Raw genomic sequence first — 25,595 nt, forward strand, 5'->3', positions numbered from 1 at the left:
TTCAAAAACCGGCGGACCAAATAAAAAACCCCGCCAACGCGGGGTTTTTGACGTCCTTAGATTCTAATCGATTTCGAATCAGGCGTAGCGGCGCAGGCGCGTCGCAAATTCCTGCAGCGCCTTGATGCCGCTTTGTTCTGCGCGATGGCACCAATCCTGCAATTGCGCGAGAAGCTGTTCGCGCGATGCGGTCGAACGATCCCAGATCGCGGCGAGATCCTGGCGCAGCTGGAAGTAGGTTTGCAGCTTCTGGCTGTTCGCGAAGATTTCCGGCAGCAGCTTCTTCTGCGGCTCGTCGAGGCCGTCGGCGTCCTTGTGGAACCACTTGCGCGCGCCGCGCATCATCTGGTACTTCTCGCCGCCGATTTCCTTCAGGTGCGCAAGCTCCTGGCGGTACGCACGCTTCACGGCCTTGCCGTAGCGCGCCATCACTTCGTAGCGGTTCGACAGCACGGCCTGCAGCGTTTCCTGGTCGAGCACCGTCTTCGGCTTGTTCAGGCGCGGCGTCGGCGCGACCTTCTTCACCTTCGCGAGACCGAACGCCGACATGATGCGGATGTACATCCAGCCGATGTCGAACTCGTACCACTTGTTCGACAGCTTCGCCGACGTCGCGAACGTGTGGTGGTTGTTGTGCAGCTCTTCGCCGCCGATCACGATGCCCCACGGGAACAGGTTCGTGCTCGCGTCGGCCGAGTTGAAGTTGCGATAGCCCCAGAAGTGACCGAAGCCGTTGACGACGCCAGCCGCCCAGAACGGAATCCAGACCATCTGCACGGCCCACACGGTCAGGCCGATCACGCCGAACAGCGCGACGTCGATCACCATCATCAGGCTGATGCCGAGAATCGGGTATTTCGAATAGACATTGCGCTCCACCCAGTCGCTCGGCGTGCCGTGTCCGAACTTGCGCATCGTCTCTTCGTTCTTCGCTTCCGCGCGATACAGCTCGGCGCCTTCGAGGAACACCTTCCAGATGCCGCGCGTTTGCGGGCTGTGCGGATCTTCCTCGGTCTCGCACTTCGCGTGGTGCTTGCGGTGAATCGCGGCCCACTGGCCGGTCAGCATGCCGGTCGTCATCCACAGCCAGAGGCGGAAGAAGTGGCTCGCGATCGGATGCAGCTCAAGCGCGCGGTGCGCCTGGCAGCGGTGCAGGTAGACCGTCACGCCGATGATCGTGACGTGCGTGACGGCGAGCGCGAACAACGCGACCTGCCACCACGAAAAATGCAGGAGCCCGTGGGAAAGAAAATCGAGCAGGGAATTCAACAAGGCAGTTACCTGTGATGAGAGCGACGCCGGCACGCGCCGAGCGTCAGAAAAATGAAAGCATACCGCGTGTAGACCAGAATTTTACTTCAACCGTTCCAAGTCTTTGTAAAAAATGAACATTTTCTTGCCCTGACGCAACAAACCCAGTCCATGGGCGGACTGGGAAAGGCCCGCGATCCGGTTCCGGCCGCGGGGTCGATACGATTGACGACCAGCGCGCGTCATGCCGCCGGTGTGTGCCCGTCCGCGGCGCCGTTGCCGGCCGTCACACCCGTGGCGGGAAAGGCGTCGGGCAACCCGACGACGCGCACCTCGCGCTGCGGGAACGGAATCGAAATCCCGTGCTCGCTGAACAGGCGCCAGATGTTCCGGTTCACGCTCGAACGCACGCCGGACGTGCCTTTCGCCGAATCCTCGATCCAGAAACCGAGCTCCAGGTCGATCCCGTCCGCCCCGAAACTCACCAGATACGGGGTCGGAGCAGGCTCCGCCAGCACGCGCGGCACGCCGTTGGCCGCATCGGCGAGCAGCGTGAGCGCGTGCTCGACGTCGCTCGTGTACGCGACCTGCACGGCGACCTTCGCGTAGCCGCGCGTCAGGTACGACGACTGGTTCTGCACGACGTCGGTGATCAGCTTTTCGTTCGGGATCAGCGTCTCGTTGCCGTCGAGGCCGCGCACGACCGTGTAGCGCGTGCGGATCTGCGTGACCACGCCCTGCAAACCGCCGACGCTGATCGCGTCGCCGAGCCGCAGCGAGCGGTCGAGCAGGATGATGAAGCCCGACACGTAGTTGCTGGCGATCTTCTGCAGCCCGAAACCGAGGCCGACACCCACCGCGCCGCCGAACACGCCGAGCACCGTCACGTCGATGCCGACCAGCGACAACCCGATCAGGATCGCCGCGAACACGAGCAGCGCGCGGCCGACCCGCGACAGCACGACCTTCAGGTTCGCGTCGAGCGTGCTCGCACGTGTGAGGCGATCCTCGAGCACCGAGCCGAGCCACATCGCGACCATCAGCGTCACGCACACCCACAGCGCGCCGGAAATTACCGACAGCAGCGTGAGATGAGCATTGGCGACACGGAACTGCACGCTGTCGAGCCAGCCGAGCACGTCACGCTGGATGCCGAGCACGGTCAGCACCATCGCGGCCCACACGACGGTCGACACGATCTTCTCGACGATCGACAGCCATGCATGCGTGTGGCCGTCGCGCGCGAACACGCGCCGCGCAAAGAAGAACAGCACGTAGATCAGCCCGATGCCGAACAGCGGCACGAGCGCGAGCGACAGCAGCGACGTCGACATGAACGGGTCGAACGCGAGCTGCGCGCCGCCCACGAACAGGCCGCCGAACAGCGGGAACAACGCGCGCTTCAGGCTTTGCGCGCCCGCGCCGGGCGCACGTCCGGCCGCCCGGCGGCGCGCGTCGATCCGGCCGTGCACGAAGCGCGCAGCCACCCATGCGAAGCACAGCGCGCCGATGAGGATCGCCGCCTGCCAGATCATCACCGGCTGGTGGAAATCGCGGATGACCAATGCCAGCCGGTGCGACAGCAGGCGGCTCTGCAGATTCTCCATCGTCCGTCCAGCCCGCCGTTACTGCGCAGCGCGCCGTTCGAGCACCGCGGCGAAGAAGCCGTCGGTCGCGTGGCGATGCGGCCACAGCGACAGGTAGTCGCCCGTCTCGAGCTCGATGCGCTGGTCGTCCAGCACCTTCTGCGCCGGCACCAGCACGAAGTCGGGATGGTCGGCCAGGAACTGTTCGACGATACGTTCGTTCTCGGCGTCGAGCACGCTGCAGGTCGCGTAGACGAGCCGGCCGCCCTTCTTCACCAGGCGGGCGGCGCTCGCAAGAATCGACGCCTGCTTCGGCGTCAGCTCGTCGATCGCGGTGCGCGTCTGGCGCCACTTCAGGTCCGGGTTGCGGCGCAGCGTGCCGAGCCCGCTGCACGGTGCATCGACCAGCACGCGGTCGATCTTGCCGGCGAGCCGCTTGATCTTCGCATCGTGTTCGCTGTCGATCAGCACGGGGTTCACGTTCGACAGGCCGCTGCGCGCGAGGCGCGGCTTCAGCTTCGCCAAGCGCTTCTCCGACACGTCGAACGCGTAGAGGCGCCCGGTCGAGCGCATCATCGCGCCCAGCGCGAGCGTCTTGCCGCCCGCCCCCGCGCAGAAATCGACGACCATCTCGCCGCGGCGCGGCGCGACCAGCGAACACAGCAGCTGGCTGCCTTCGTCCTGCACCTCGATCGCGCCTTCCTCGAACAGCCTCAGGCGCGTCAGCGCCGGCTTGCCGACCACGCGCACGCCGAACGGTGAAAACGGCGTCGCGCCCGCATCGATGCCTTCCGCGCGCAGCCCGTCGATGACCTGGTCACGGCTGGCCTTCTGCACGTTGGCGCGCAGGTCGAGCGGCGCCGGGTAGTTCAGCGCCGCCGCGAGCTGCGCGAGCTCGTCGGCGTCGAAACGGGCCGACAAGGCCTGGTGGATCCAGTCGGGCAGGTTCGTGCGGATGCGCACCGGCAGGCTCGCCGGATCGATCTTCGACACGTGCTCGAGCCATGCGGACTCGGTGTCGGACAGGAACGGCTTCAGCGCATTGCGGCCAGCCGTCTGCATCAGGCCGAGCAGCGTGAGGCGTCGCGCGGGCGTGCCCGTGCCGCTCTCGGCGAGATGCGAAAACTCCATCTTGCGGCGCAGCACCGCGAACACGGCCTCGGCGATCACGCCGCGCTCGGCATGCCCGAGCTTCGGATGCGCGCGGAAGAACCGGCTCGTCGTCGCATCGGCGGGGCCGGCGAACTTCAGCACCTCGGCCAACAAAGTCTCGGTCTGGCCGATCAGGAATCCGTGCAGTTTCATACGCCCTCACTCGTTTCGGTATGCGGTTGATCCGCGAAAATCCAGCGCGCCTCTTCCGGCGCCACCACTGCACGGCCGTTCTCGAGGCGCAGACGCCCCTCGATGAACCAGCGCACCGCGCGCGGATACAGCACATGCTCGACCGTCAGCACACGCTGCGCGAGCGCGGCCGCGTCGTCGCCCGCGCGCACGGGCACCGCGCCCTGCGCGACGATCGCGCCGCTGTCGAGTTCGGGAATGACGAAATGCACGCTCGCGCCATGTAGCGCGACCCCTGCGTCGAGCGCCTGCTGGTGCGTGTGGATGCCCTTGAAGCTCGGCAGCAGCGACGGATGGATGTTCAGCAGCCGGCCTTCATATCGTCTGACGAATGCGGGCGTGAGAATGCGCATGAAGCCGGCGAGGACCACGAGATCGGGCGCGAATCGGTCGATCTCGGCGGCGAGCGCCGCGTCGAAGCTGTCGCGGCCGTCGAACGACCGGTGGTCGACCACCGCCGTCGCCACCCCGTGCGACGCGGCAAATGCCAGGCCGGCCGCGTCGGGCCGGTTGGCGATCACGGCCGCAACCTCGGCCGGCCAGCGTTCCTGCGCGCACGCGCGGACGATGGCCTCCATGTTGCTGCCGCGACCGGAAATCAGGATCACGAGTTTTTTCATCCGCGAATTTTACCATTCGCCCCCGCGTTTCCCCCCTTCTCGGCCGCCGGCCCGCCCGAACGTTTATAATCTTCTGCTTTGCGGCATCCCACCGCCCATTCCCCCGACGCTGCATCCGCTATCGTGAAAGTCTTCCGCGGCCTGCCCAACGCCGAGAGCCGCGCCCCGTGCGCGCTGACGATCGGCAACTTCGACGGTGTCCATCGCGGCCACCAGGCCCTGCTCGCGCGCGTGCGCGCGGCAGCGGACGCGCGCGGCCTGCCCGTGTGCGTGATGACGTTCGAACCGCACCCGCGCGAATTCTTCAACCCGGCCGGCGCGCCGCCGCGCATCGCGATGCTGCGCGACAAGCTCGAGGCGCTGCGCGATCACGGCGTCGACCGCGTGGTCGTCGAGCACTTCAACCACACGTTCGCGAGCCAGTCGCCGCAGGCGTTCGTCGAACGCACGCTGGTGAACGGGCTGCACACGCGCTGGATGATGGTCGGCGACGATTTCTGCTACGGCGCGAAACGCGCGGGCACCTTCGACACGCTGCAGGCAGCCGGCGCGCAATACGGCTTCGAGGTCGAGCAGATGGGTACGGTGGCCGGCAGCGACGGCACGCGCATCTCGAGCTCGGGCGTGCGCGCCGCGCTCACGGCCGGCGATCTCGACGCGGCCGCGCAGGCGCTCGGCCATGGCTATGCGATCAGCGGCCACGTCGCGCACGGGCTGAAGCTCGGCCGCGACCTCGGCTTCCCGACGCTGAACCTGCCGATCGCACACAAGCGGCCGGCGCTCGCGGGCATCTTCGTCGTGCAGGTGCACGGCCTCGGCCCCGCCCCGCTGCCGGGCGTCGCGAGCCTCGGCCTGCGCCCGACCGTCGACGATTCGGGCCGCGTGCTGCTCGAAGTCCACCTGCTCGACTGGCACGGCGATGCCTATGGCAAGCTCATCCGCGTCGAATTCCTGAAGAAGCTGCGCGACGAGGCGAAATTCGACGATCTCGAGACGCTGTCGCGCGCGATCGCGCTGGACGTCGCGAATGCGCGTGCGTACTTCATCGAGCGCGACCGTGCGCCGGGCAGCCGCGCCACGGGCTTCGCGACGTCGGCCACCGACCGAATTAGCTGATCCGGACGGCGGCGCCCCGCGCCGCACCCTCGCGCCGCCCAGTCGCGCGCATACCCGATTCACGACGCTCGCGCGTCCCCCGAGATTGAGATAGCGATTCCATCATGAGCAACAAGAAAGCCGATTCGAAACCGCAGGCCAAGTATCCGGTCAACCTGCTCGACACGCCGTTCCCGATGCGCGGCGACCTGCCCAAGCGCGAGCCGCAGTGGGTCAAGGAATGGGAAGAGCGCGGCATCTACGAGAAGATCCGCGCGGCCAGCGCCGGCCGGCCGAAGTTCATCCTGCACGACGGCCCGCCGTATGCGAACGGCGACATCCACCTCGGCCACGCCGTCAACAAGATCCTGAAGGACATCGTCGTCAAGTCGCGCAACATGGCCGGCTTCGACGCGCCGTACGTGCCGGGCTGGGATTGCCACGGGATGCCGATCGAAATCCAGATCGAGAAGCAGTTCGGCAAGTCGCTGCCGGCGGCCGAAGTGATGAGCAAGGCGCGCACGTACGCGACCGAGCAGATCGAGAAGCAGAAGGTCGGCTTCAAGCGCCTGGGCGTGCTCGGCGACTGGGCCAACCCGTACAAGACGATGAACTTCGTGAACGAGGCGGAAGAGCTCCGCGCGCTCGGCAAGATCATCGAGAAGGGCTACGTGTATCGCGGGCTGAAGCCGGTGAACTGGTGCTTCGACTGCGGCTCGGCGCTCGCGGAAGCGGAAGTCGAGTACAAGGACCGCACCGATCCGACGATCGACGTGATGTTCGCGTTCGCGGAGCCGGAAAAGACCGCGCAGGCGTTCGGCCTGCCGGCGCTGCCGCGCGCCGAAGGCGGCATCGTGATCTGGACCACCACGCCGTGGACGATCCCGGCGAACCAGGCGCTGAACCTCCATCCGGAAATCGTCTACGCGCTGGTCGACACCGAGCGCGGGCTGCTGATCATCGCGGAAGAACGCGTCGAAGCCTGCATGACCGACTTCAAGCTGACGGGCCGCGTCGTGGCGACCGCGCCGGGCGTGAAGCTCGCGGGCCTGCGCTTCCACCACCCGCTCGCGTCGGCTCACCCCGGCTACAAGCGCACCGCACCCGTGTACCTCGGCGATTACGTGACGACCGACACGGGTACCGGCGTCGTGCACTCGTCGCCCGCATACGGTATCGAGGACTTCGTGTCCTGCAAGGCACACGGGATGACCGACTCGGACATCATCAACCCGGTGATGGGCGACGGCCGCTACATCGAATCGCTGCCGCTGTTCGGCGGCCTGTCGATCTGGGACGCGAACCCGAAGGTCGTCGACGCGCTGAACGCGGCTGGCTCGCTGCTGCGCAGCGAGCACTACAAGCACAGCTACATGCACTGCTGGCGCCACAAGACGGCGATCATCTACCGCGCGACGTCGCAGTGGTTCGCCGGCATGGACGTGACGCCGCGCGACGGCGGCAAGACGCTGCGCGAAACCGCGCTGGAAGGCATCGACGCGACCGCGTTCTACCCGTCGTGGGGCAAGCAGCGCCTGTTCAGCATGATCGCGAACCGTCCCGACTGGACGCTGTCGCGCCAGCGCCAGTGGGGCGTGCCGATGGCGTTCTTCGTGCACAAGGAAACCGGCGAGCTGCATCCGCGCACGCTCGAGCTGCTCGAGGAAGTCGCGAAGCGCGTCGAGCAGTCGGGCATCGAGGCGTGGCAGACGCTCGACCCGCGCGAGCTGATCGGCGACGACGCGAACCTGTACGAAAAGAACCGCGACACGCTCGACGTGTGGTTCGATTCGGGCACGACGCACTGGCACGTGCTGCGCGGCTCGCACAAGGATCAGCTGCAGTTCCCGGCCGACCTCTACCTCGAGGGCTCGGACCAGCACCGCGGCTGGTTCCACTCGTCGCTGCTCACGGCGTCGATGATCGACGGCCGCGCGCCGTACAAGGGCCTGCTGACGCACGGCTTCACGGTCGACGGCGAAGGCCGCAAAATGAGCAAGTCGCTCGGCAACGGCATCGACCCGCATGAAGTCGCGAACCGTCTCGGCGCGGAAATCATCCGCCTGTGGATCGCGTCGACCGACTACTCGGGCGAGCTCGCGATCTCCGAGGAGATCCTGAAGCGCGTGACCGAAGGCTACCGCCGCATCCGCAACACGCTGCGCTTCCTGCTCGCGAACCTGTCGGACTTCGACTTCGCGCAGCACGCCGTGCCGGTCGACGAATGGCTCGAGATCGATCGCTATGCGGTCGCGTTCTCGCAGCAGCTTCAGACTGAGCTGCTCGGCCACTACGAGAAGTACGAATTCCACCCGGTCGTCGCGAAGCTGCAGACGTACTGCTCGGAAGATCTCGGCGGCTTCTACCTCGACGTGCTGAAGGACCGCCTGTACACGAGCGCGGCCGATTCGCGCGCACGCCGTTCCGCGCAGACGGCGCTGTACCACCTGACGCACGGCCTGCTGCGCGTGCTCGCACCGTTCCTGTCGTTCACGGCGGAAGAAGCGTGGAAGGTGTTCCAGCCGGCCAGCGACACGATCTTCACGGAAACCTACTACGCGTATCCGGAAGTCGACGGCTCGGCCGCGCTGATCGAGAAGTGGGCGCTGCTGCGCGAGGTGCGCGGCAACGTGACGAAGGCGCTCGAGGAAGCACGCACCGCGAACCGCATCGGTTCGTCGCTGCAGGCCGAAGTCGCGGTGCACGCGAGCGGCGCACGCTACGACGCGCTCACGAGCCTCGGCGACGATCTGAAGTTCGTGCTGATCACGTCGGCCGCGACGGTCGTCAGGGTCGATGACGAAGCACAGGAAAGCGTCGACGTGGCTGCGTCGACGTACCAGAAGTGCGAGCGCTGCTGGCACTACCGTGAAGATGTCGGCGCGCATGCCGATCATCCGACGCTGTGCGGCCGCTGCTTCTCCAACCTGTTCGAAAACGGCGAAATCCGGAGCGCTGCTTAACCATGGCGAAGACCCTGTCGAAACCGGCCAGCGGCGCGCTTGCGCCCTGGCTCGGCATTTCGCTGATCGTGATCCTGTTCGACCAGCTGTCGAAGATCGCGATCCTGAAGACGTTCGCGTACGGCGCGCAGCACGAGCTGACGTCGTTCTTCAACCTCGTGCTGGTGTACAACCGCGGCGCCGCGTTCGGCTTCCTGTCGACCGCGGGCGGCTGGCAGCGCTGGGCGTTCACCGCGCTCGGCATCGCCGCGACGCTCGTGATCTGCTTCCTGCTGAAGCGTCACGGCCAGCAGCGGTTGTTCAGCCTGTCGCTCGCGATGATCCTCGGCGGTGCACTCGGCAACGTGATCGACCGGCTCGTCTACGGCCATGTGATCGACTTCCTCGATTTCCATCTCGGCGCCTGGCACTTCCCGGCGTTCAACCTCGCCGATTCCGCGATCACGGTCGGCGCGGTGCTGCTGATCTACGACGAACTGCGTCGCGTGCGCGGCTCGCGCTAAGCGCGCATACTCGGCGTCGACGGCCGGCTTCGCGCCGGCCGTTCCGTTTGACCCTTGGAGGCCTGAGTTGGCACACGCAGAACTCGCAGGAAAACACCTCGTTCTCGGCCTGACCGGCGGCATCGCCTGCTACAAGATCGCCGAGCTCACGCGGCTGCTCGTGAAGGCCGGCGCGACCGTGCAGGTCGCGATGACCGAAGCCGCCACCCAGTTCATCACGCCCGTCACGATGCAGGCGCTGTCGGGCCGGCCCGTCTACACGAGCCAGTGGGACGCGCGCGTCGGCAACAACATGGCGCACATCGACCTGTCGCGCGAAGCCGATGCGATCGTGATCGCGCCCGCGTCGACGGATTTCCTCGCGAAGCTCGCGCACGGGTTCGCGGACGATCTGCTGTCGACGCTGTGCGTCGCGCGCGACTGCCCGCTGCTCGTCGTTCCCGCGATGAACCGCCAGATGTGGCAGAACCCGGCCACGCAGCGCAACGCAGCGCAACTGCGCGCGGACGGCGTGTCGGTACTCGGCCCGGATTCGGGCGCGCAGGCGTGCGGCGAAGTCGGCGACGGCCGCATGCTCGAGCCCGAGGCGATCTACGAAGCGATCGTCGCGCACTTCGCGCCGAAGGTGCTCGCGCACCGGCGCGTGCTGATCACGGCCGGCCCGACGTTCGAACCGCTCGACCCGGTGCGCGGCCTCACGAACCGCTCGAGCGGCAAGATGGGCTTCGCGCTCGCGCGCGCCGCGCAGCAGGCCGGCGCCGACGTGCATCTCGTCGCGGGGCCGGTGGCGCTCGACACGCCGTGGGGCGTCTACCGCCAGGACGTGCAGACTGCGCAGCAGATGTACGACGCGGTCATGCATGCGGTCGCCGATGCCGACATCTTCATCGCGGTGGCTGCCGTCGCCGACTGGCGCGTCGCCCAGCCGGCCGAGCACAAGATGAAGAAGACGGCCGACCGCAAGATGCCCGAGCTCGCGTTCGTCGAGAACCCCGACATCCTCGCATCGGTCGCGGCGCTGCCCGATCCGCCGTTCTGCGTCGGCTTCGCGGCCGAAAGCGGCGACCTCGACGTGCACGGCGACGAGAAGCGCAAGCGCAAGAACGTGCCGCTGCTGGTCGGCAACCTCGGCCCGCTGACGTTCGGCCGCGACGACAACGAAGTCGTGCTGTTCGAGGCCGCCGGCCTCACGCGCCTGCCGCGCGCACCAAAGGACGAACTCGCGCACACGCTCGTCGCGGAAATCGCGAAGCGCCTGCCCGACAACCGCCTGATCTGATCTCCCGCGCGGCGGCCGTTGCCGCCGCGCCCTTCCCGACTCATCCGACGACCGCATGAAACTCGACCTGAAGATCCTCGACGCGCGCATGCGCGACTACCTGCCCGCCTACGCAACCACCGGCAGCGCGGGCCTCGACCTGCGTGCGTGCCTCGATGCACCGGTCACGCTGCAGCCGGGCGAGACGACGCTCGTGCCGACCGGCCTCGCGATCCATCTCGCCGATCCCGGCTACGCGGCGCTGATCCTGCCGCGCTCGGGCCTCGGCCACAAGCACGGCATCGTGCTCGGCAACCTCGTCGGCCTGATCGATTCCGACTACCAGGGCCAGCTGATGGTCTCGACGTGGAACCGCGGCCAGACCGAGTTCGTGCTGAATCCGTTCGAGCGGCTCGCCCAGCTCGTGATCGTGCCGGTCGTGCAGGCGCAGTTCAACATCGTCGACGACTTCGCGCAAAGCGATCGTGGCGAGGGCGGCTTCGGCAGCACCGGCCGTCACTGAACGACGCAACGAAAAAAGGGGCCGCGGCCCCTTTTTTTCAATCCTTCGCCGTCATTCCTCGACGGGTTGTGCGATCCGCGCGGGCGTCAGGTCGCGCTGCCGCGAATGAGCCACGATCGCGTAGATCACCATCGCGACCAGCACGCCGAGCAGCACGGCCGACGAGCCGATCGTGCCGAGCGCGAGGCCGCCCTTCGCCACCGGCTTCGTCAACAGGTCGCCGACCGTCGCGCCGAACGGGCGCGTGAGCACGAACGCGGCCCAGAACAGCAGCACGCCGGAGATCCGCGTGAAATAGTGCGCCAGCACGATCACCGCGAGCAGCCCGCCGATCAGCAGCGCGCCGCCACCGAAGCCGAGCCCCGAGCTGTCCGCGAGAAAGTCACCGAGCGCAGTGCCGAGCGTGTTCGAGAACAGGATCGCGATCCAGTACAGCAGTTCGACCTTGCGCGTGCGGATCAGGTCGACCGACAGCGATTCGCCGCTGAGGCGCCACACAGCGAAGATCGCCAGCAGGATCGCGACGAGAATCGACGAGCCGGCCGCATAGCCGAGGCCGAGCGTGCGGTCCATGAAGTCGGACATCGTCGTGCCGGCCGTGCTCGTCGCGACGATCACGGCCCAGTAGATCGCCGGGCGATAGCGTGTCGTCCTGATCTGCGCGCCCAGCGTCACGAGAAAGAAGCCGAACAGCAGGATGGAGCTCACCGCGTAGCCGACGTTCAGCGTCATCGACAGCAGGTCGCCGCCAGTTTCGCCGAGCGTCGTCGCGCAGATCTTCATGATCCAGAACGCGAGCGTAATTTCGGGAAGTTTGTTCATTCGAACCCCTTTTGCAGGAAAGCGGCAAGCCGGCGCATGCCGGCCGGCCGTGCAGACAGGATCGAATTTAATCGCCGCGGGCTTAACGCAACCTTAGCGAACGGGAAATCGGCGCGTGCGGGCCGCGCCGCGCCCCTCAACGCGCGTGCTGGTGGCGGTAATGCAGCGCGTACGCAAGCGTGAGCAGCACGACGAACACGACGCCGACCACCATCGTCATCCGGAATTCGCGCGTGAACGCGGTCGTGAACAGGATCGCCGCGACGAGCCCCGCGCCGAGCAGGCTGCCGAACGGATGCCCCCACATCCGGAACGCGAGCGCGGGGCCGCGATACTGCGAACGGAAGCGCAGGTGCGTGACGAAGATCATCAGCCACGTGAACAGGGCGCCGAACATCGCGATCGCCATCATCACGGTGAACGCGGTGTCGGGCGCCAGCGCAACCAGCACGGCCGCCACCGCGACGCCGCTCGTCGAGATCCACAGCGCCGCGCGCGGCACGCCGTTCGTGCCGAGCCGGCCGAACACCGCGGGCGCGAGCCGCGCGCGCGACAGGCTGAACATCATCCGCGTCGTCACGTAAAGCTGGCTGTTCATCGCCGACAGCGCCGCGATCAACAGCACGAAGTTGATCACGCCTGCCGCATACGGCACATGAGTCGCGGCCATCACCTTCACGAACGGGCTTTCGTCGGTGCCGGCCTGCGTCCACGGCACGATCGCGAGCATCAGCGACAGCGTCAGCAGGTAGAACAGCACGAGCCGGAACACGGTCGAGCGGAACGCGCGCGTGACCGCGTGCTGCGGATCGCGCGCCTCGCCGGCCGCGATCGCGACCGCTTCGATGCTCATGTAGCTGAAGATCGCGACGATCACCGCGACCCAGGTGCCCCACGGCCCCTTCGGCATGAAGCCGCCGTGCGCGGTGTAGTTCGCGAAACCGACGCCCGATGCGGCCGGCGCCGACCACACGAGATAGGCGCCGAGCACGATGAACACGACGATCGCCGCGATCTTCAGCAGCGAGAACGCGTATTCGACCGTGCCGTACAGCGTGACGCTCGCGAGGTTCACGGCGATCAGCAGCGCGGAGAAGCCGATCACCCAGTACCAGCCGGGCACCGCCGGGAACCAGTACTTCATGAACACGGCGATCGCGCTGATCTCGGTGCCGATCGCGAACACGACCGCGAACCAGTACGCATAGCGCACCAGGAAACCCGCCAGCGGGCCGACATAGTGCTCGGCATACGCGCCGAACGAGCCGGCCGTCGGATGGGCGACCGTCATTTCCGCGAGCGCGCCCATCAGCAGCAGCGCGATCAGTGCGCCGATCGCATACGAGACCAGCACGCTCGGGCCGGCGAGCCCGATCGCGAATCCGCTGCCGAGAAACAGCCCCGTGCCGATCGCGCCGCCGATCGCGATCATCGCCATCTGCCCAGACGTCAGCGCATGGCGCAAACCCTGTTCGCGCGCGACGATGTCGTCGAACGTCCGTTGTTGTTGTGTCACTGCGTTGCCACTCCCCTGCACCACCACCGCGCCGCCGGCGCCAGATAAAACGAAACGGCGCGGAAAACATCCCGCGCCGTTCGCATGAACTACCCGATTATCGCCTACTCGACTTCGACCGCCTCTTCGTTCGGCTTGTGCGGCGGGTTCCCGAGCTTGTCGAACGACAACTGCACCTTGTCGCCTTCGTCGACGTCGACCGTCACGTGACCGCCGTTCAGCAGCTTGCCGAACAGCAGTTCGTCGGCCAGCGCACGGCGGATCGTGTCCTGGATCAGCCGCTGCATCGGTCGCGCGCCCATCAGCGGATCGAAGCCGTGCTTCGCGAGATGCTTGCGCAACGCGTCGGTGAAGAGCGCGTCGACCTTCTTCTCGTGCAGCTGTTCCTCGAGCTGGATCAGGAACTTGTCGACCACGCGCATGATGATTTCCTCATCGAGCGAGCGGAAGCTGATGATCGAATCCAGGCGGTTGCGGAACTCCGGCGTGAACAGGCGCTTGATGTCGGTCATCTCGTCGCCCGTTTCACGGCGCGTCGTGAACCCGATGGTCGCCTTCTGCATCGACTCGGCGCCCGCGTTCGTCGTCATGATGATGATGACGTTGCGGAAATCCGCCTTGCGGCCGTTGTTGTCCGTCAGCGTGCCGTGGTCCATCACCTGCAGCAGCACGTTGAAGATGTCCGGATGCGCCTTCTCGATTTCGTCGAGCAGCAGCACGCAGTGCGGCTTCTTCGTGACGGCTTCGGTCAGCAGGCCGCCCTGGTCGAACCCGACGTAGCCCGGCGGCGCGCCGATCAGGCGGCTCACCGCGTGACGCTCCATGTATTCCGACATGTCGAAGCGGATCAGCTCAATGCCGAGCGTGAACGCGAGCTGGCGCGCCACTTCGGTCTTGCCGACGCCCGTCGGGCCGGAGAACAGGAACGCGCCGATCGGCTTGTCCATCTTGCCGAGACCCGCGCGCGCCATCTTGATCGAGGCAGCCAGTGCGTCGATCGCCGGATCCTGGCCGAACACGACGCTCTTCAGGTCGCGGTCGAGCGTCTGCAGCTTGCTGCGATCGTCCTGCGACACGCTCTGCGGCGGCACGCGCGCGATCTTCGAGATGATTTCCTCGATCTCGCTCTTGCCGATCGTCTTCTTCTGCTTCGACTTCGGCAGGATGCGCTGGGCCGCGCCCGCTTCGTCGATCACGTCGATCGCCTTGTCCGGCAGGTGACGGTCGGTGATGAAGCGCGCCGACAGTTCGGCCGCGGCCGACAGCGCACCCGACGAATACTTGACGCCGTGATGCTCCTCGAAGCGCGACTTCAGCCCGCGCAGGATCGCGACCGTCTGCTCGACGCTCGGCTCCGTCACGTCGACCTTCTGGAAGCGCCGCGACAGCGCCGCATCCTTCTCGAAGATGCCGCGATACTCGGTGAACGTGGTTGCGCCGATGCACTTGAGCACGCCCGACGACAGCGCCGGCTTCAACAGGTTCGACGCATCGAGCGTGCCGCCCGACGCGGCGCCCGCGCCAATCAGCGTGTGGATTTCGTCGATGAACAGGATCGCGTGCGGACGCTCCTTCAGCTCCTTCAGCACCGTCTTCAGCCGTTGCTCGAAGTCGCCGCGGTACTTGGTGCCCGCGAGCAACGCGCCCATGTCGAGCGAGTAGACCTGCGCGTTCGCGAGGATGTCCGGCACTTCGCCGCGCGTGATGCGATAGGCGAGCCCTTCCGCGATCGCGGTCTTGCCGACGCCGGCCTCGCCGACGAGCAGCGGATTGTTCTTGCGGCGGCGGCACAGCACCTGGACCACGCGCTCGACCTCGGGCTCGCGACCGATCAGCGGATCGATGCGGCCGTCCTTCGCCATCTGGTTCAGGTTCTGCGTGAATTGCGCGAGCGGCGTTTCCTTCTGCGCATTCGCGTCTTCGCTTTCCGCATTCGCGTCGGACGACTTCGCGGCTTCGCCGCTGTTCGTCTTCGCGATGCCGTGCGAAATGAAGTTCACGACGTCGAGGCGCGTGACACCCTGCTGCTGCAGGTAGTACACGGCATGCGAATCCTTCTCGCCGAAGATCGCGACCAGCACGTTCGCGCCGGTTACTTCCTTCTTGCCGTTCGACGTAGACTGGACGTGCATGATCGCGCGCTGGATCACGCGCTGGAAACCGAGCGTCGGCTGGGTATCGACATCGTCGGTACCCGGGACGGTAGGTGTGTTGTCGTGGATGAAATTGCGCAGGTTCTGACGCAAGTCCTCGATGTTTGCCGCGCACGCGCGCAACACCTCGGCCGCCGTCGGATTATCCAGCAGGGCCAGCAGCAAATGCTCGACCGTGATGAACTCATGGCGCGCCTGGCGTGCTTCCATGAACGCCATGTGCAGGCTGACTTCCAATTCCTGGGCAATCATGCTTCCTCCATCACGCACTGCAGCGGATGCCCGGCCTGCCGCGCATGGGTAACGACTTGCTCAACCTTGGTCGACGCGATGTCCCGCGTATAGACCCCACAAACCCCTCGCCCTTCACGATGGACCTTCAGCATGATCTGAGTGGCCGTCTCGCGATCCTTCTTGAAATACTCCTGGACCACCATCACGACGAATTCCATCGGCGTGAAGTCGTCGTTCAGCAGCACCACCTTGTACATCGAAGGCGGCTTGAGCTTCTGCTGCTTGCGTTCCAGGACGGTGCTGTCCTGCTTGTCCGGGATAATCGCCATACACCCATTCTAAACAACTCGGACAGGCCCGCAATCCTGCCATTACCCGACCGACCGGCCGGCGCCCTCCCCGGAATCCCGGAACACGCGATCTTCTTCGTGCCATACGAAAGCCGGCTGCGGTGCCGGCTTTCACGCGTGGCGCGGAACACGAACCGTCAGGGGGAACCGCACCGGAACGTCGTGTCCGCATCCAGTATCCCACAAGCCGGGACGACTCGAACGCGTGTCACTCGAGCCTGGTATATGAGCCGATTATGCGGCTTTTCAAGACCGCGCGCTTGGCCGCGTGCTGCCAAGCAAAGCCGGAAAAACCCTGAAAATGGGTTCTTTACAACGTCCCTCTAAACGTCTAAAAATTCCACTTGACACTCCAATAAAGAGCGCCAACAATCAAGCTGGCACTTTTTTCAATTTGCCGGTTGGCAAAATGAAAGAGGCCGAAGGTGAGCTTGTGAGGGGGGAACGGCTGTGTTTTCCGGTCGTTTAGCTTTTCGAGCGTGCTCGTGGTAAGTAGCAGCGACTGTGTGACAGGGGAAGTAGGAAATGGCAACTGGTATCGTTAAGTGGTTCAACGACGCGAAGGGCTTCGGTTTCATCACTCCCGACGAGGGCGGTGAGGATCTGTTTGCGCACTTCTCGGCTATCACCATGAATGGCTTCAAGACGCTGAAGGAAGGCCAGAAGGTGAGCTTTGACGTCGTTCAAGGACCGAAGGGCAAGCAAGCGTCGAACATCCAGGCCGCATAAGGCACCGGATATCAGACGAAGAAACCCGGCGCATGGTTTGCGCCGGGTTTCTTTATTTGAGGCCGGCCAATCGATAATCGATTGGCCGGCCTTTTCGTTCAATCCCGATAATTGAACACACATTGTCTTGTCGCGCGCGCAGATCGGATACTCATCCCGCGCGTGAAACATAATCTCCACCTCGTTACACGACCTTCAGCGTGCCCATCATGCCGAGATCCTCGTGTTCGAGAATGTGACAATGAAACATGCGCTCTCCAGGCATGTCTTGCGTGACGAGAATCGTCACGGTTTCGCCGCTGCGCACGTTCACCGTATCGCGCCATGCACGGAACGGTTCGCTCGTGCGCGCACCGCCCGACTCGCGCTCGATCACCTGGAACTGCGTGCCATGCAGGTGGAACGGGTGATCCATGTCGGTGCCGTTGCGGATCGTCCAGCGCTCGACGTCGCCACGGCGGCTCGTCAGCGTCGCGCGATGCGGCGCGTAGGTGTCGCCGTTGATCGTGAAGCGCATGCCCGCCGGACGGCCGTGCGCGGCCCCCTTCATCATCGCGTCCATGTCCATCTCCTCGCCGAACGCGACCGTCTTGTGCGCGACCGGTTCGCCGAGCGACGGCACCGTACGCAGGGTCGCCGGCAGCGCACGTGCGGCGGCCGGCGCGAATGCGACGTCGGCCAGTGCCAGCGCCGGATCGGGCGGCAGGCTGCCGTGTCCGTCATCGTGCGACATCGACATCTTGCGGCGGTCGTATTCGGCCGCCTGCAGCACGGCGCGCGACGCCCGGTCGCCGGCGCGGACCAGCAGCTCCGCCCGTTCGCCCGGCGCGATCAACAGCGACTTGACGCGGCGCGGCGCGTCGAACAGGCCGCCGTCGGTGCCCGCATGCTCGAACGCGCGGCCGTCGTCGAACGCGACGCGCAAATAGCGCGCGCTGCACGCGTTCCACACGCGCCAGCGCTCGTCGCCCGCGACATCGATCCGCGGCCGGCGGGCGCCGTTGACCAGCACGAACTGGCCCTCGCGACCGTTCATCCAGTCCATCATGTCGTTCGGTGCAATCGTGCCGTCGCGCGCAAGCTTCAGGTCCGACACGAACAGGTTGCGCTCGGGCCAGCCCGCCAGCGGATCGTCCACGGCGCGCACGACGAACGGACCTGCGAGCCCGCGGAAGACCTGTTCGGCCGTCATCATGTGCGGATGCGGGTGGTACCAGTAGGTGCCGGCACTCCCCTTCGGCAACGTGAAGCGGTACACGCGCGACGCGCCGGGCGCGACCGGATCGGAAGGATTGCCGTCCTGGTCGGGCGGCACCGGCAGGCCGTGCCAGTGGATGGTCGACGGCTGCGGCAGCTTGTTCACGAACTTGATCTCGACCGTGTCGCCCTCGCGCACGTCGATCAGCGGACCGACGACGGGGCCCTGCGTGCCCGCACCGAACTGCCAGAACGTGGTCGGCCGTGCACCGTGCAGCATCGGGCGCGCCACGGGCTGCGCCACCAGCGTGGCCCGGAACGTGCCGGGCTCGCGGCTTTCGTTCGCGAGCGTGCGCAGCGCCGCGAGCGGCGCGCCGGCCGGCAACGCGTCGGCGGCCGCGAGCGCGGCCGGTGCGGACTTGCCGTGCTGCCCGTGCCCCGCCATCCCTGACATGCCGGGCATGTCGTCCATCGAGTCCATGCCGGCCATGCCGGCCATGCCGGCGTGACCTGCATGCTGCGCCCACGCGGCGCGCGCGAACAGCGACGCAGCCGCGACACCGATGGCGCGCGACAGGAAGGTTCTCCGTATCATCAATCGTTCCTCGTTATCCATGCTGGGTCGCGCGGCCGCCGCGACGCCCGCGACGCCCGCGCCGGCCGGCCGAAGCGCCGGTGCGCGACGCAAATCCTGATGCCCGCGTCATCATAACCGCAGGGCCAAATCGAGACGCGCCGCGGCCGGCCGGGCGGCGATACGCCGCAGGGTTCGACCACGCCGCACCCGAATGGCACGCATCGGCCCGCATCGTCGATCGGCGATGCACGGCGCTTCGCTCACGGCCGAAGCGCCCTTCAACCCTGCCCCTGGCAGTTCCCAGGCAGTCGCCTCGCGCCTGCCGTTCGGCCCCACCACGACGCGGGCCACTTCACCGATCCGCAAACCCGCCAATATTTCACGATGCGGAACAAGTCTCTGCGTTATAAAAATTCGTGGTGCAGGGCACAAAATCCCCGTTTCGCGATGCCAAAAAACGTTCCGCAATACAAAATGATGAAAATAATTATTTGTTTTTAAAAGGGAAATTTTGTTTAGTGAAGGCGTTCTACATGCACCATCCGAGCGGGCCGCGGACGTAGACTTTGTTCCAAGCACTGACGCTTCGCCACGACGTTCGATACGGAACCGGGCGCAAGCAGCCAGTCGGGCCACAGCCGGCCAAGCCGGCGGGCGGCACACCAGAATCGCGTGTGATCAGAAAGGGAGAACGGAAATGAAGGGATTTCGCTTTGGTTCAGCGCTCGGGTCGTTCTACATCCTGCCGGGTAACGGCGGCTGGGAAGCGACGTTCGGCAACGCCCTGCTCGGCGCATTCTCGTGCCCCGAAGTGGCAGCCGACCACATCTCCCGCGGCGACTGCGAGCAACTGTCCGAACTGGACACGGCAACGCTCGAAGTGCCGCACGAAATCGCCGAATGGGAAATCGTTCACGTCTGAATGACAAACCCGCAACGAAAAACGCCCCGGGCGTCCGGGGCGTTTTTCTTTTGTTGCCGGTGGCAGGCAGCAATGCCCGCCGCGCCGGCACACGCATCGGCCCGCGCGATCGCGCGGCCTGCGTCAGGCGACCGCGTCGACGATGCCGTTCAGCGTCACGCTCGGGCGCATGGCCTGGCTCGTCAGGTCGACGTTCGGACGGTAGTAGCCGCCGATGGCTTGCGCCTTGCCCTGCGCGGCCGCCAGCTCTTCCAGGATGCGCGCCTCGTTGTCGGACAGCGCCTTCGCCACGCCTTCGAACTGCGCCTTCAGCGCCGCGTCCTCGGTCTGCTCGGCCAGCGCCTGCGCCCAGTACAGGCACAGGTAGAAGTGGCTGCCGCGGTTGTCGAGGCCGCCGACCTTGCGCGCCGGCGACTTGTTCTCGTCCAGGAACTTGCCGGTCGCCTGGTCAAGCGTCTTCGCGAGCACGACCGCCTTGGGGTTCTGGTACGCGTTGCCGAGGTGTTCGAGCGACGCGGCCAGCGCGAGGAATTCACCGAGCGAATCCCAGCGCAGGAAGCCTTCCTCGACGAACTGCTGCACGTGCTTCGGCGCGGAGCCGCCCGCACCCGTTTCGAACATCCCGCCGCCGGCCATCAACGGCACGATCGACAGCATCTTCGCGCTGGTGCCGAGTTCCATGATCGGGAACAGGTCGGTCAGGTAGTCGCGCAGCACGTTGCCGGTGACCGAGATCGTGTCCTTGCCCGCCCGGATGCGCTCGAGCGAGAAACGCGTGGCTTCGACCGGCGTCATCACGCGGATATCGAGGCCGTTCGTGTCGTGATCCTTCAGGTAACGCTCGACCTTCGCGATGATCTGCGCGTCGTGTGCACGCGCCGGATCGAGCCAGAACACGGCCGGTGCGCCGGTCGCGCGCGCGCGGTTGACAGCGAGCTTGACCCAGTCCTGCACCGGTGCGTCCTTCGTCTGGCACATGCGCCAGATGTCGCCCGCTTCCACGGCATGCTCGAGCAGCACGTTGCCCGCTTCATCGGTGACGCGCACGACGCCGTCCGCCGGGATCTGGAACGTCTTGTCGTGCGAACCGTATTCTTCAGCCGCCTGCGCCATCAGGCCGACGTTCGGCACGCTGCCCATCGTGACCGGATCGAACGCGCCATGCTGCTTGCAGTCCTCGATCACAGCCTGGTAGACACCGGCGTAGCAGCGGTCCGGAATCACGGCCTTCGCGTCGTACAGCTGGCCGTCCGGGCCCCACATGCCGCCCGAATCGCGGATCATCGCCGGCATCGATGCGTCGACGATCACGTCGCTCGGCACGTGCAGGTTCGTGATGCCCTTGTCCGAGTTGACCATCGCCAGGCGCGGACGCACTGCGTATTCGGCCTTGACATCGGCTTCGATCGCTTCGCGCGTGTCGGCCGGCAGGTCCTTCAGGCGCGCGTACAGGTCGCCGATCCCGTTGTTCGGGTTGAAGCCGACCTGCGCCAGCACGTCTGCGTGCTTCGCGAGCGCGTCGCGGTAGAACACCGACACGAAGTGACCGAACAGGATCGGGTCCGAGACCTTCATCATGGTCGCTTTCAGGTGCACCGAGAACAGCACGTCCTGCGCCTTCGCATCGGCAATCTGCGCTTCGATGAAGCTGCGCAGCGCGTTGCGGCTCATCACCGATGCGTCGATCACTTCACCGGCCTTCACGGCCGTCTTTTCCTTCAGCACCTTCTTCGCGCCGTCGGTCGTCGTGAGTTCGATCTTCACGCTGCCGGCATCGGCGATCAGCGCCGACTTCTCGCTGCCGTAGAAGTCGCCTTCGGTCATGTGCGCGACGTGGGCCTTCGACGTGGCCTTCCACGCGCCCATCTTGTGCGGATGCTTGCGTGCGTAGTTCTTGACCGACAGCGGCGCGCGACGGTCGGAGTTGCCTTCGCGCAGCACCGGGTTCACCGCGCTGCCCTTGATCTTGTCGTAGCGCGCCTTGACCGACTTTTCTTCGTCCGTCGACGGATCTTCCGGGTAGGCCGGCAGCTTGTAGCCCTGCGCCTGCAGTTCGGCGATCGCGGCCTTCAGCTGCGGCACCGATGCGCTGATGTTCGGCAGCTTGATGATGTTCGCTTCCGGCTTCAGCGTGAGCTGGCCCAGTTCGGCCAGATCGTCGGAACCCTTCTGCTCGGGCGGCAGGACGTCCGCGAATGCGGCGATGATGCGGCCGGCGAGCGAGATGTCGCGCGTTTCGACGGCGACGCCGGACGAGCGCGTGAAGGCCTTGACGATCGGCAGCAGCGAATAGGTCGCGAGCGCGGGCGCTTCGTCGGTGAGGGTGTAGATGATCTTGGGCGAAGTGGACATGGTGGTCAAAGCATTGCTACGTGATTGTTGAACAGGGAGCGCCGGCGGGTAACCGGCGGGGAGCGACCGGGTCGGTCGCGAAAGGGGCGCGCCGGCTCAGCCGGGCAGTGGTGTTGCGAGGGCCGTCATGTTCTACCTTGCAGGGGCTCCGGGCCGCATCGCGGCGCCGCGGCCCGCATGCCGGACCGCCCTGCCAACAAACCTGCCATCCACGAAACGCTCCGGCGCCGGCAGTAGGCGCCGGGGCGGCCGGCAACCTGCCGGCCCACCCCGGATGGGGTCTTACATGTTCTCGATCAGCACTTCGCCGAAGCCCGAGCACGACACCTGCGTCGCACCTTCCATCAGGCGCGCGAAGTCGTACGTGACGCGCTTCTGCAGGATCGACTTCTCCATCGCGGCGATGATCGTGTCGGCTGCTTCCGTCCAGCCGAGATGGCGCAGCATCATTTCCGCGGACAGGATCTCGGAACCGGGGTTCACGTAATCCTTGCCTGCGTACTTCGGCGCGGTGCCGTGCGTCGCTTCGAACATCGCGACCGAATCCGACAGGTTCGCGCCCGGCGCGATCCCGATGCCGCCGACCTGCGCGGCCAGCGCGTCGGAGATGTAGTCGCCGTTCAGGTTCAGCGTGGCGATCACGTCGTATTCGGCCGGGCGCAGCAGGATCTGCTGCAGGAACGCATCGGCGATCGAATCCTTGATCACGATCTCGTTGCCCGTCTTCGGGTTCTTCACGCGCATCCACGGGCCGCCGTCGATCAGCTCGCCGCCGAATTCCTTCTGCGCGAGCGCGTAGCCGGCGTCACGGAACAGGCCTTCCGTGAACTTCATGATGTTGCCCTTGTGCACCAGCGTGACCGACTTGCGATCGTTGTCGATCGCATACTGGATCGCCTTGCGCACGAGACGCTCGGTGCCTTCGGTCGACACGGGCTTGACGCCGATCCCCGAGGTTTCCGGGAAGCGGATCTTCTTCACGCCCATCTCGTCCTGCAGGAACTTGATCACCTTCTTCGCCTGCTCGGAGCCCGCGGCCCATTCGATGCCCGCGTAGATGTCTTCCGAGTTCTCGCGGAAGATCACCATGTCGATCTTTTGCGGCTCGCGCACCGGCGACGGCACGCCCTTGAAGTACTGCACCGGGCGCAGGCACACGTACAGGTCGAGTTCCTGGCGCAGCGCGACGTTCAACGAACGGATGCCGCCGCCGACCGGGGTCGTGAGCGGCCCCTTGATCGACACCACGTATTCCTTCAGCACCTGCAGCGTTTCGTCCGGGAGCCACACGTCCGGACCGTACACCTTCGTCGCCTTCTCGCCCGCGAAAATCTCCATCCAGTGGATCTTGCGCTTGCCCTTGTACGCATGCGCGACCGCCGCGTCGACGACCTTGATCATGACCGGCGTGATATCGAAGCCCGTACCGTCGCCTTCGATATAGGGAATGATCGGCTGATCGGAAACGTTGAGCGAGAAGTCCTTGTTGACGGTGATCTTGTCACCGCCTTCCGGAACCTTGATGTGCTGATACGGCATGATCGACTCCAGTGACGTGGCTGAGCAGGTGATGCTGGTCGAAGCTGCGCGCGCGGCGGGGGCGCGGCATGGCCACCCCGTGACGGCAACAGCGAGCCGCTATTCTAGCGCCCCAACCGGGCACTTCGGCATGAAGCGCGGCACTGCGTATCAAGACCCCACTTATGTCTTATATAAGACAGAGGACTTGCCGTTCCGTATTATGCATTAAGATTCCGCCATTTGCCATAGACCGCCCGCCCCCGCTTCCCGCGGCCCGCCGGGCGGACGCCCCGCCATGAACCTGATCGCCCTCAACAAGCCGTTCGGCACGATTTGCCAGTTTTCCGCGCACGAGACGCGCCCGTCGCTCGGCGACTGGGTCAAAACGCCCGGCGTCTACGCGGCCGGCCGGCTGGACGCGGACAGCGAGGGGCTGCTGCTGCTCACCGACGACGGCGCGCTGCAGGCGCGCATCGCCGAGCCGCGCCACAAGCTCGTCAAGCGCTACTGGGCGCAGGTCGAGGGCGCGCCCGGCCCCGCCGACCTGAAGGCGCTCGCGCGCGGCGTCGACCTCGGCGACTACGTGACGCGTCCATGCCGCGCCGAGTTCATCGAACCGCCCGACACGCTGTGGCCGCGCAATCCGCCGATCCGCTACCGCGCCGCGATCCCGACGACGTGGATCGAGCTTGCGATCACCGAGGGCAAGAACCGGCAGGTGCGCCGGATGACGGCGGCCGTCGGCTTCCCGACGTTGCGCCTGGTGCGTGTCGGCATCGGCGCACTGGATATATTCGCGCTCGGCATTGCACCGGGAGAAACAATCGCGCTGTCGCCACGCGCGCCGTGGGAGGGTTTCGCGCCCGCCGGATGACGAATTCGGGATGGGCGAATTTTTCGTCATCTTTTTCGTCAACCGGCTGCGAAGATCGCGCGTTAAATCACGCAGATGCCAACCTTAGCTATCCGGCATTGGCAGCCGAACCCGTGTTTGCGTCACGAAAGCGACGTTTTTATCGAATACGATTCGGCGCCCGCAGCGCAATGAGAAATTTCTCGAAGCGTCTGTCAACCGAAAGGTGGATGGCACCGTTAGACGACATGACTCCTATTGCCGGGTCATTTGGTTAATTAACTAAAGCTGAGGAACACAACATGAACAAACTGATCGCTGCTCTGGTCGCTGGTCTCTTCGCAACGGCTGCTTTCGCACAAGCATCGGCTCCGGAAGCTGCTCCGGCTGCTGCTGAAGCTGCTTCGGCACCGGCTAAGCACGCTGCCAAGAAGCACCACGCAGCTAAGAAGCACCACAAGGCATCGAAGAAGGCTGCAGCGAGCGACGCAGCAGCACCGGCAGCTGCTTCGAACTAAGTAAGCCTGCTGTAATAAATAACGCAGTCAAGAACACGCAGTCTTGCCGTTCTTACGGCGTTGAAAGGCAGATCACCGCAAGGCGATCTGCCTTTTTCTTTTTGTGCCCGACGACACGCATCGCGTACCATGCGGGTCTCGTTTTCCAGATAGGAGCCTTGCTGTGCAATTCTCCCTGCGCTCGTCGCTCGGCCGCCTTGCGCGCGCCGCCGTGTTTCCCGCCGCGCTCGCCGTCATGGCGTTCGGCATGCAGGCCGCCGGCGCGCAAGTGCCGCCCGGCGCCAAGCAGCCGAGCGAATTCCCGCGCGTGAAGCTGCGCGCCGGCATGTACGTGATCGACGCGGCCGTCGCCGCGAACGACCCCGACCGCGAACAGGGGCTGATGTACCGTTCGCAGCTCGCGCCGAACGAAGGCATGCTGTTCGTGTTCAACGAGAACGCGGTGCATTGCTTCTGGATGAAGAACACGCTGATTCCGCTGTCGATCGCGTTCATCCGCGCGGACGGCACGATCACCGACATCGACGAGATGAAGGCCGAGACGACCGACAACCACTGCCCGCGCAACAACGGCGTCTATGCGCTCGAAATGAGCAAGGGCTGGTTCGCGGCGAAGGGCATCAAGCCCGGCATGAAGCTCGAAGGCCTGCCGAAGGCCCAGTAACGGCCATTGCCGCGGCACCGTGCCGCGCACCGACCGAAGCCGGC

21 protein-coding genes are annotated in these 25,595 nt (G+C 65.6%); 10 read left to right on the forward strand and 11 right to left on the reverse strand.

Features of this window, described 5'->3' with window-relative positions:
* Nucleotides 1–78: 78 nt before the first annotated feature.
* The 4 genes from LGM56_RS26375 to purN form a co-directional block, all read right to left on the reverse strand.
* Nucleotides 79–1,272 carry an acyl-CoA desaturase gene (locus LGM56_RS26375; RefSeq protein ID WP_089426146.1) on the reverse strand — a complete coding sequence of 398 codons (1,194 nt, stop codon included), beginning with the start codon at nucleotides 1,270–1,272 and terminating at the stop codon, nucleotides 79–81.
* A gap of 221 nt (nucleotides 1,273–1,493) precedes the next feature.
* On the reverse strand, nucleotides 1,494–2,858 hold the full coding sequence (locus tag LGM56_RS26380; protein WP_226207145.1) for a mechanosensitive ion channel family protein: 1,365 nt from the start codon (nucleotides 2,856–2,858) through the stop codon (nucleotides 1,494–1,496).
* Between the two features lie 18 nt (nucleotides 2,859–2,876).
* Nucleotides 2,877–4,142 (reverse strand): RsmB/NOP family class I SAM-dependent RNA methyltransferase, encoded by a 1,266-nt coding sequence (locus tag LGM56_RS26385; protein WP_089495481.1) that lies wholly within the window; start codon nucleotides 4,140–4,142, stop codon nucleotides 2,877–2,879.
* A complete protein-coding gene (gene purN / locus LGM56_RS26390) occupies nucleotides 4,139–4,801 on the reverse strand; it encodes a phosphoribosylglycinamide formyltransferase (protein WP_039368183.1) in 663 nt (220 codons plus the stop codon). Before purN ends, LGM56_RS26385 begins: the two co-directional genes overlap by 4 nt.
* 123 nt (nucleotides 4,802–4,924) lie before the next feature.
* On the opposite strand from purN, the gene LGM56_RS26395 reads away from it, so the two are divergent.
* The 5 genes from LGM56_RS26395 (at nucleotide 4,925) to dut (ending at nucleotide 11,143) form a co-directional block, all read left to right on the forward strand.
* Complete coding sequence (locus LGM56_RS26395; RefSeq protein WP_089440845.1) at nucleotides 4,925–5,917, forward strand: bifunctional riboflavin kinase/FAD synthetase; 993 nt, start codon at nucleotides 4,925–4,927, stop codon at nucleotides 5,915–5,917.
* Between the two features lie 104 nt (nucleotides 5,918–6,021).
* Entirely contained in the window at nucleotides 6,022–8,859 is a 2,838-nt protein-coding gene (gene ileS / locus LGM56_RS26400) for an isoleucine--tRNA ligase (RefSeq protein ID WP_089495482.1), read from the forward strand.
* 2 nt (nucleotides 8,860–8,861) lie between these two features.
* Complete coding sequence (gene lspA, locus LGM56_RS26405; protein ID WP_069248662.1) at nucleotides 8,862–9,362, forward strand: signal peptidase II; 501 nt, start codon at nucleotides 8,862–8,864, stop codon at nucleotides 9,360–9,362.
* Between the two features lie 67 nt (nucleotides 9,363–9,429).
* Nucleotides 9,430–10,641, forward strand: a complete 1,212-nt coding sequence (coaBC, locus tag LGM56_RS26410) for a bifunctional phosphopantothenoylcysteine decarboxylase/phosphopantothenate--cysteine ligase CoaBC (protein WP_089495483.1) — start codon at nucleotides 9,430–9,432, stop codon at nucleotides 10,639–10,641.
* A 55-nt stretch (nucleotides 10,642–10,696) separates the two neighbouring features.
* Complete coding sequence (dut, locus tag LGM56_RS26415; protein WP_057926079.1) at nucleotides 10,697–11,143, forward strand: dUTP diphosphatase; 447 nt, start codon at nucleotides 10,697–10,699, stop codon at nucleotides 11,141–11,143.
* Nucleotides 11,144–11,194: 51 nt separating this feature from the next.
* Here the strand turns inward: dut and LGM56_RS26420 are convergent, their stop codons facing one another.
* The 4 genes from LGM56_RS26420 to clpS form a co-directional block, all read right to left on the reverse strand.
* The gene (locus LGM56_RS26420) at nucleotides 11,195–11,965 is read right to left on the reverse strand and encodes a hypothetical protein (protein WP_226207146.1); all 771 of its coding nucleotides are present in this window, start codon (nucleotides 11,963–11,965) and stop codon (nucleotides 11,195–11,197) included.
* A 136-nt stretch (nucleotides 11,966–12,101) separates the two neighbouring features.
* Nucleotides 12,102–13,481 carry an amino acid permease gene (locus tag LGM56_RS26425; protein ID WP_089495485.1) on the reverse strand — a complete coding sequence of 460 codons (1,380 nt, stop codon included), beginning with the start codon at nucleotides 13,479–13,481 and terminating at the stop codon, nucleotides 12,102–12,104.
* A 104-nt stretch (nucleotides 13,482–13,585) separates the two neighbouring features.
* Entirely contained in the window at nucleotides 13,586–15,886 is a 2,301-nt protein-coding gene (gene clpA, locus LGM56_RS26430; protein ID WP_089495486.1) for an ATP-dependent Clp protease ATP-binding subunit ClpA, read from the reverse strand.
* A complete protein-coding gene (gene clpS / locus LGM56_RS26435; protein ID WP_006398529.1) occupies nucleotides 15,883–16,197 on the reverse strand; it encodes an ATP-dependent Clp protease adapter ClpS in 315 nt (104 codons plus the stop codon). The genes clpA and clpS overlap by 4 nt, the downstream gene beginning before the upstream one ends.
* 546 nt (nucleotides 16,198–16,743) lie before the next feature.
* On the opposite strand from clpS, the gene LGM56_RS26440 reads away from it, so the two are divergent.
* Entirely contained in the window at nucleotides 16,744–16,947 is a 204-nt protein-coding gene (locus tag LGM56_RS26440) for a cold-shock protein (RefSeq protein WP_006478030.1), read from the forward strand.
* Nucleotides 16,948–17,131: 184 nt separating this feature from the next.
* Here LGM56_RS26440 and LGM56_RS26445 read toward each other — a convergent pair whose 3' ends face one another.
* Nucleotides 17,132–18,739 (reverse strand): multicopper oxidase family protein, encoded by a 1,608-nt coding sequence (locus tag LGM56_RS26445; protein ID WP_226207147.1) that lies wholly within the window; start codon nucleotides 18,737–18,739, stop codon nucleotides 17,132–17,134.
* A 679-nt stretch (nucleotides 18,740–19,418) separates the two neighbouring features.
* On the opposite strand from LGM56_RS26445, the gene LGM56_RS26450 reads away from it, so the two are divergent.
* Nucleotides 19,419–19,643, forward strand: a complete 225-nt coding sequence (locus LGM56_RS26450; protein WP_006490888.1) for a hypothetical protein — start codon at nucleotides 19,419–19,421, stop codon at nucleotides 19,641–19,643.
* Nucleotides 19,644–19,766: 123 nt separating this feature from the next.
* Here the strand turns inward: LGM56_RS26450 and LGM56_RS26455 are convergent, their stop codons facing one another.
* Both LGM56_RS26455 and icd read right to left on the reverse strand, forming a co-directional pair.
* Entirely contained in the window at nucleotides 19,767–21,995 is a 2,229-nt protein-coding gene (locus tag LGM56_RS26455; RefSeq protein ID WP_089495488.1) for an NADP-dependent isocitrate dehydrogenase, read from the reverse strand.
* A gap of 282 nt (nucleotides 21,996–22,277) precedes the next feature.
* Nucleotides 22,278–23,534, reverse strand: coding sequence for an NADP-dependent isocitrate dehydrogenase (gene icd, locus LGM56_RS26460; protein ID WP_006478026.1), 1,257 nt, complete (start codon nucleotides 23,532–23,534; stop codon nucleotides 22,278–22,280).
* Between the two features lie 277 nt (nucleotides 23,535–23,811).
* Here icd and LGM56_RS26465 point away from each other — a divergent pair, with 277 nt between their 5' ends.
* From LGM56_RS26465 to LGM56_RS26475, 3 genes are all read left to right on the forward strand, one after another.
* The gene (locus LGM56_RS26465) at nucleotides 23,812–24,390 is read left to right on the forward strand and encodes a pseudouridine synthase (RefSeq protein WP_089495489.1); all 579 of its coding nucleotides are present in this window, start codon (nucleotides 23,812–23,814) and stop codon (nucleotides 24,388–24,390) included.
* Between the two features lie 281 nt (nucleotides 24,391–24,671).
* Nucleotides 24,672–24,887, forward strand: coding sequence for a hypothetical protein (locus LGM56_RS26470; protein ID WP_011352970.1), 216 nt, complete (start codon nucleotides 24,672–24,674; stop codon nucleotides 24,885–24,887).
* A gap of 163 nt (nucleotides 24,888–25,050) precedes the next feature.
* The gene (locus LGM56_RS26475) at nucleotides 25,051–25,551 is read left to right on the forward strand and encodes a DUF192 domain-containing protein (RefSeq protein ID WP_089473431.1); all 501 of its coding nucleotides are present in this window, start codon (nucleotides 25,051–25,053) and stop codon (nucleotides 25,549–25,551) included.
* The last annotated feature ends 44 nt before the right edge of the window (nucleotides 25,552–25,595 follow it).

It is taken from the genome of Burkholderia sp. AU38729, assembly GCF_020419725.1.
GTDB lineage: Bacteria > Pseudomonadota > Gammaproteobacteria > Burkholderiales > Burkholderiaceae > Burkholderia.

Excerpts from the sequence above, each read along its gene's own strand:
- icd (WP_006478026.1), bottom strand. The coding sequence starts at position 23,534 with ATGCCGTATCAGCACATCAAGGTTCCGGAAGGCGGTGACAAGATCACC.
- LGM56_RS26420 (WP_226207146.1), bottom strand. The coding sequence starts at position 11,965 with ATGAACAAACTTCCCGAAATTACGCTCGCGTTCTGGATCATGAAGATC.
- LGM56_RS26465 (WP_089495489.1), top strand. The coding sequence starts at position 23,812 with ATGAACCTGATCGCCCTCAACAAGCCGTTCGGCACGATTTGCCAGTTT.
- LGM56_RS26380 (WP_226207145.1), bottom strand. The coding sequence starts at position 2,858 with ATGGAGAATCTGCAGAGCCGCCTGCTGTCGCACCGGCTGGCATTGGTC.
- LGM56_RS26455 (WP_089495488.1), bottom strand. The coding sequence starts at position 21,995 with ATGTCCACTTCGCCCAAGATCATCTACACCCTCACCGACGAAGCGCCC.
- LGM56_RS26385 (WP_089495481.1), bottom strand. The coding sequence starts at position 4,142 with ATGAAACTGCACGGATTCCTGATCGGCCAGACCGAGACTTTGTTGGCC.
- LGM56_RS26450 (WP_006490888.1), top strand. The coding sequence starts at position 19,419 with ATGAAGGGATTTCGCTTTGGTTCAGCGCTCGGGTCGTTCTACATCCTG.
- LGM56_RS26440 (WP_006478030.1), top strand. The coding sequence starts at position 16,744 with ATGGCAACTGGTATCGTTAAGTGGTTCAACGACGCGAAGGGCTTCGGT.
- LGM56_RS26445 (WP_226207147.1), bottom strand. The coding sequence starts at position 18,739 with ATGATACGGAGAACCTTCCTGTCGCGCGCCATCGGTGTCGCGGCTGCG.
- clpA (WP_089495486.1), bottom strand. The coding sequence starts at position 15,886 with ATGATTGCCCAGGAATTGGAAGTCAGCCTGCACATGGCGTTCATGGAA.
- purN (WP_039368183.1), bottom strand. The coding sequence starts at position 4,801 with ATGAAAAAACTCGTGATCCTGATTTCCGGTCGCGGCAGCAACATGGAG.
- lspA (WP_069248662.1), top strand. The coding sequence starts at position 8,862 with ATGGCGAAGACCCTGTCGAAACCGGCCAGCGGCGCGCTTGCGCCCTGG.
- dut (WP_057926079.1), top strand. The coding sequence starts at position 10,697 with ATGAAACTCGACCTGAAGATCCTCGACGCGCGCATGCGCGACTACCTG.
- clpS (WP_006398529.1), bottom strand. The coding sequence starts at position 16,197 with ATGGCGATTATCCCGGACAAGCAGGACAGCACCGTCCTGGAACGCAAG.
- ileS (WP_089495482.1), top strand. The coding sequence starts at position 6,022 with ATGAGCAACAAGAAAGCCGATTCGAAACCGCAGGCCAAGTATCCGGTC.
- LGM56_RS26470 (WP_011352970.1), top strand. The coding sequence starts at position 24,672 with ATGAACAAACTGATCGCTGCTCTGGTCGCTGGTCTCTTCGCAACGGCT.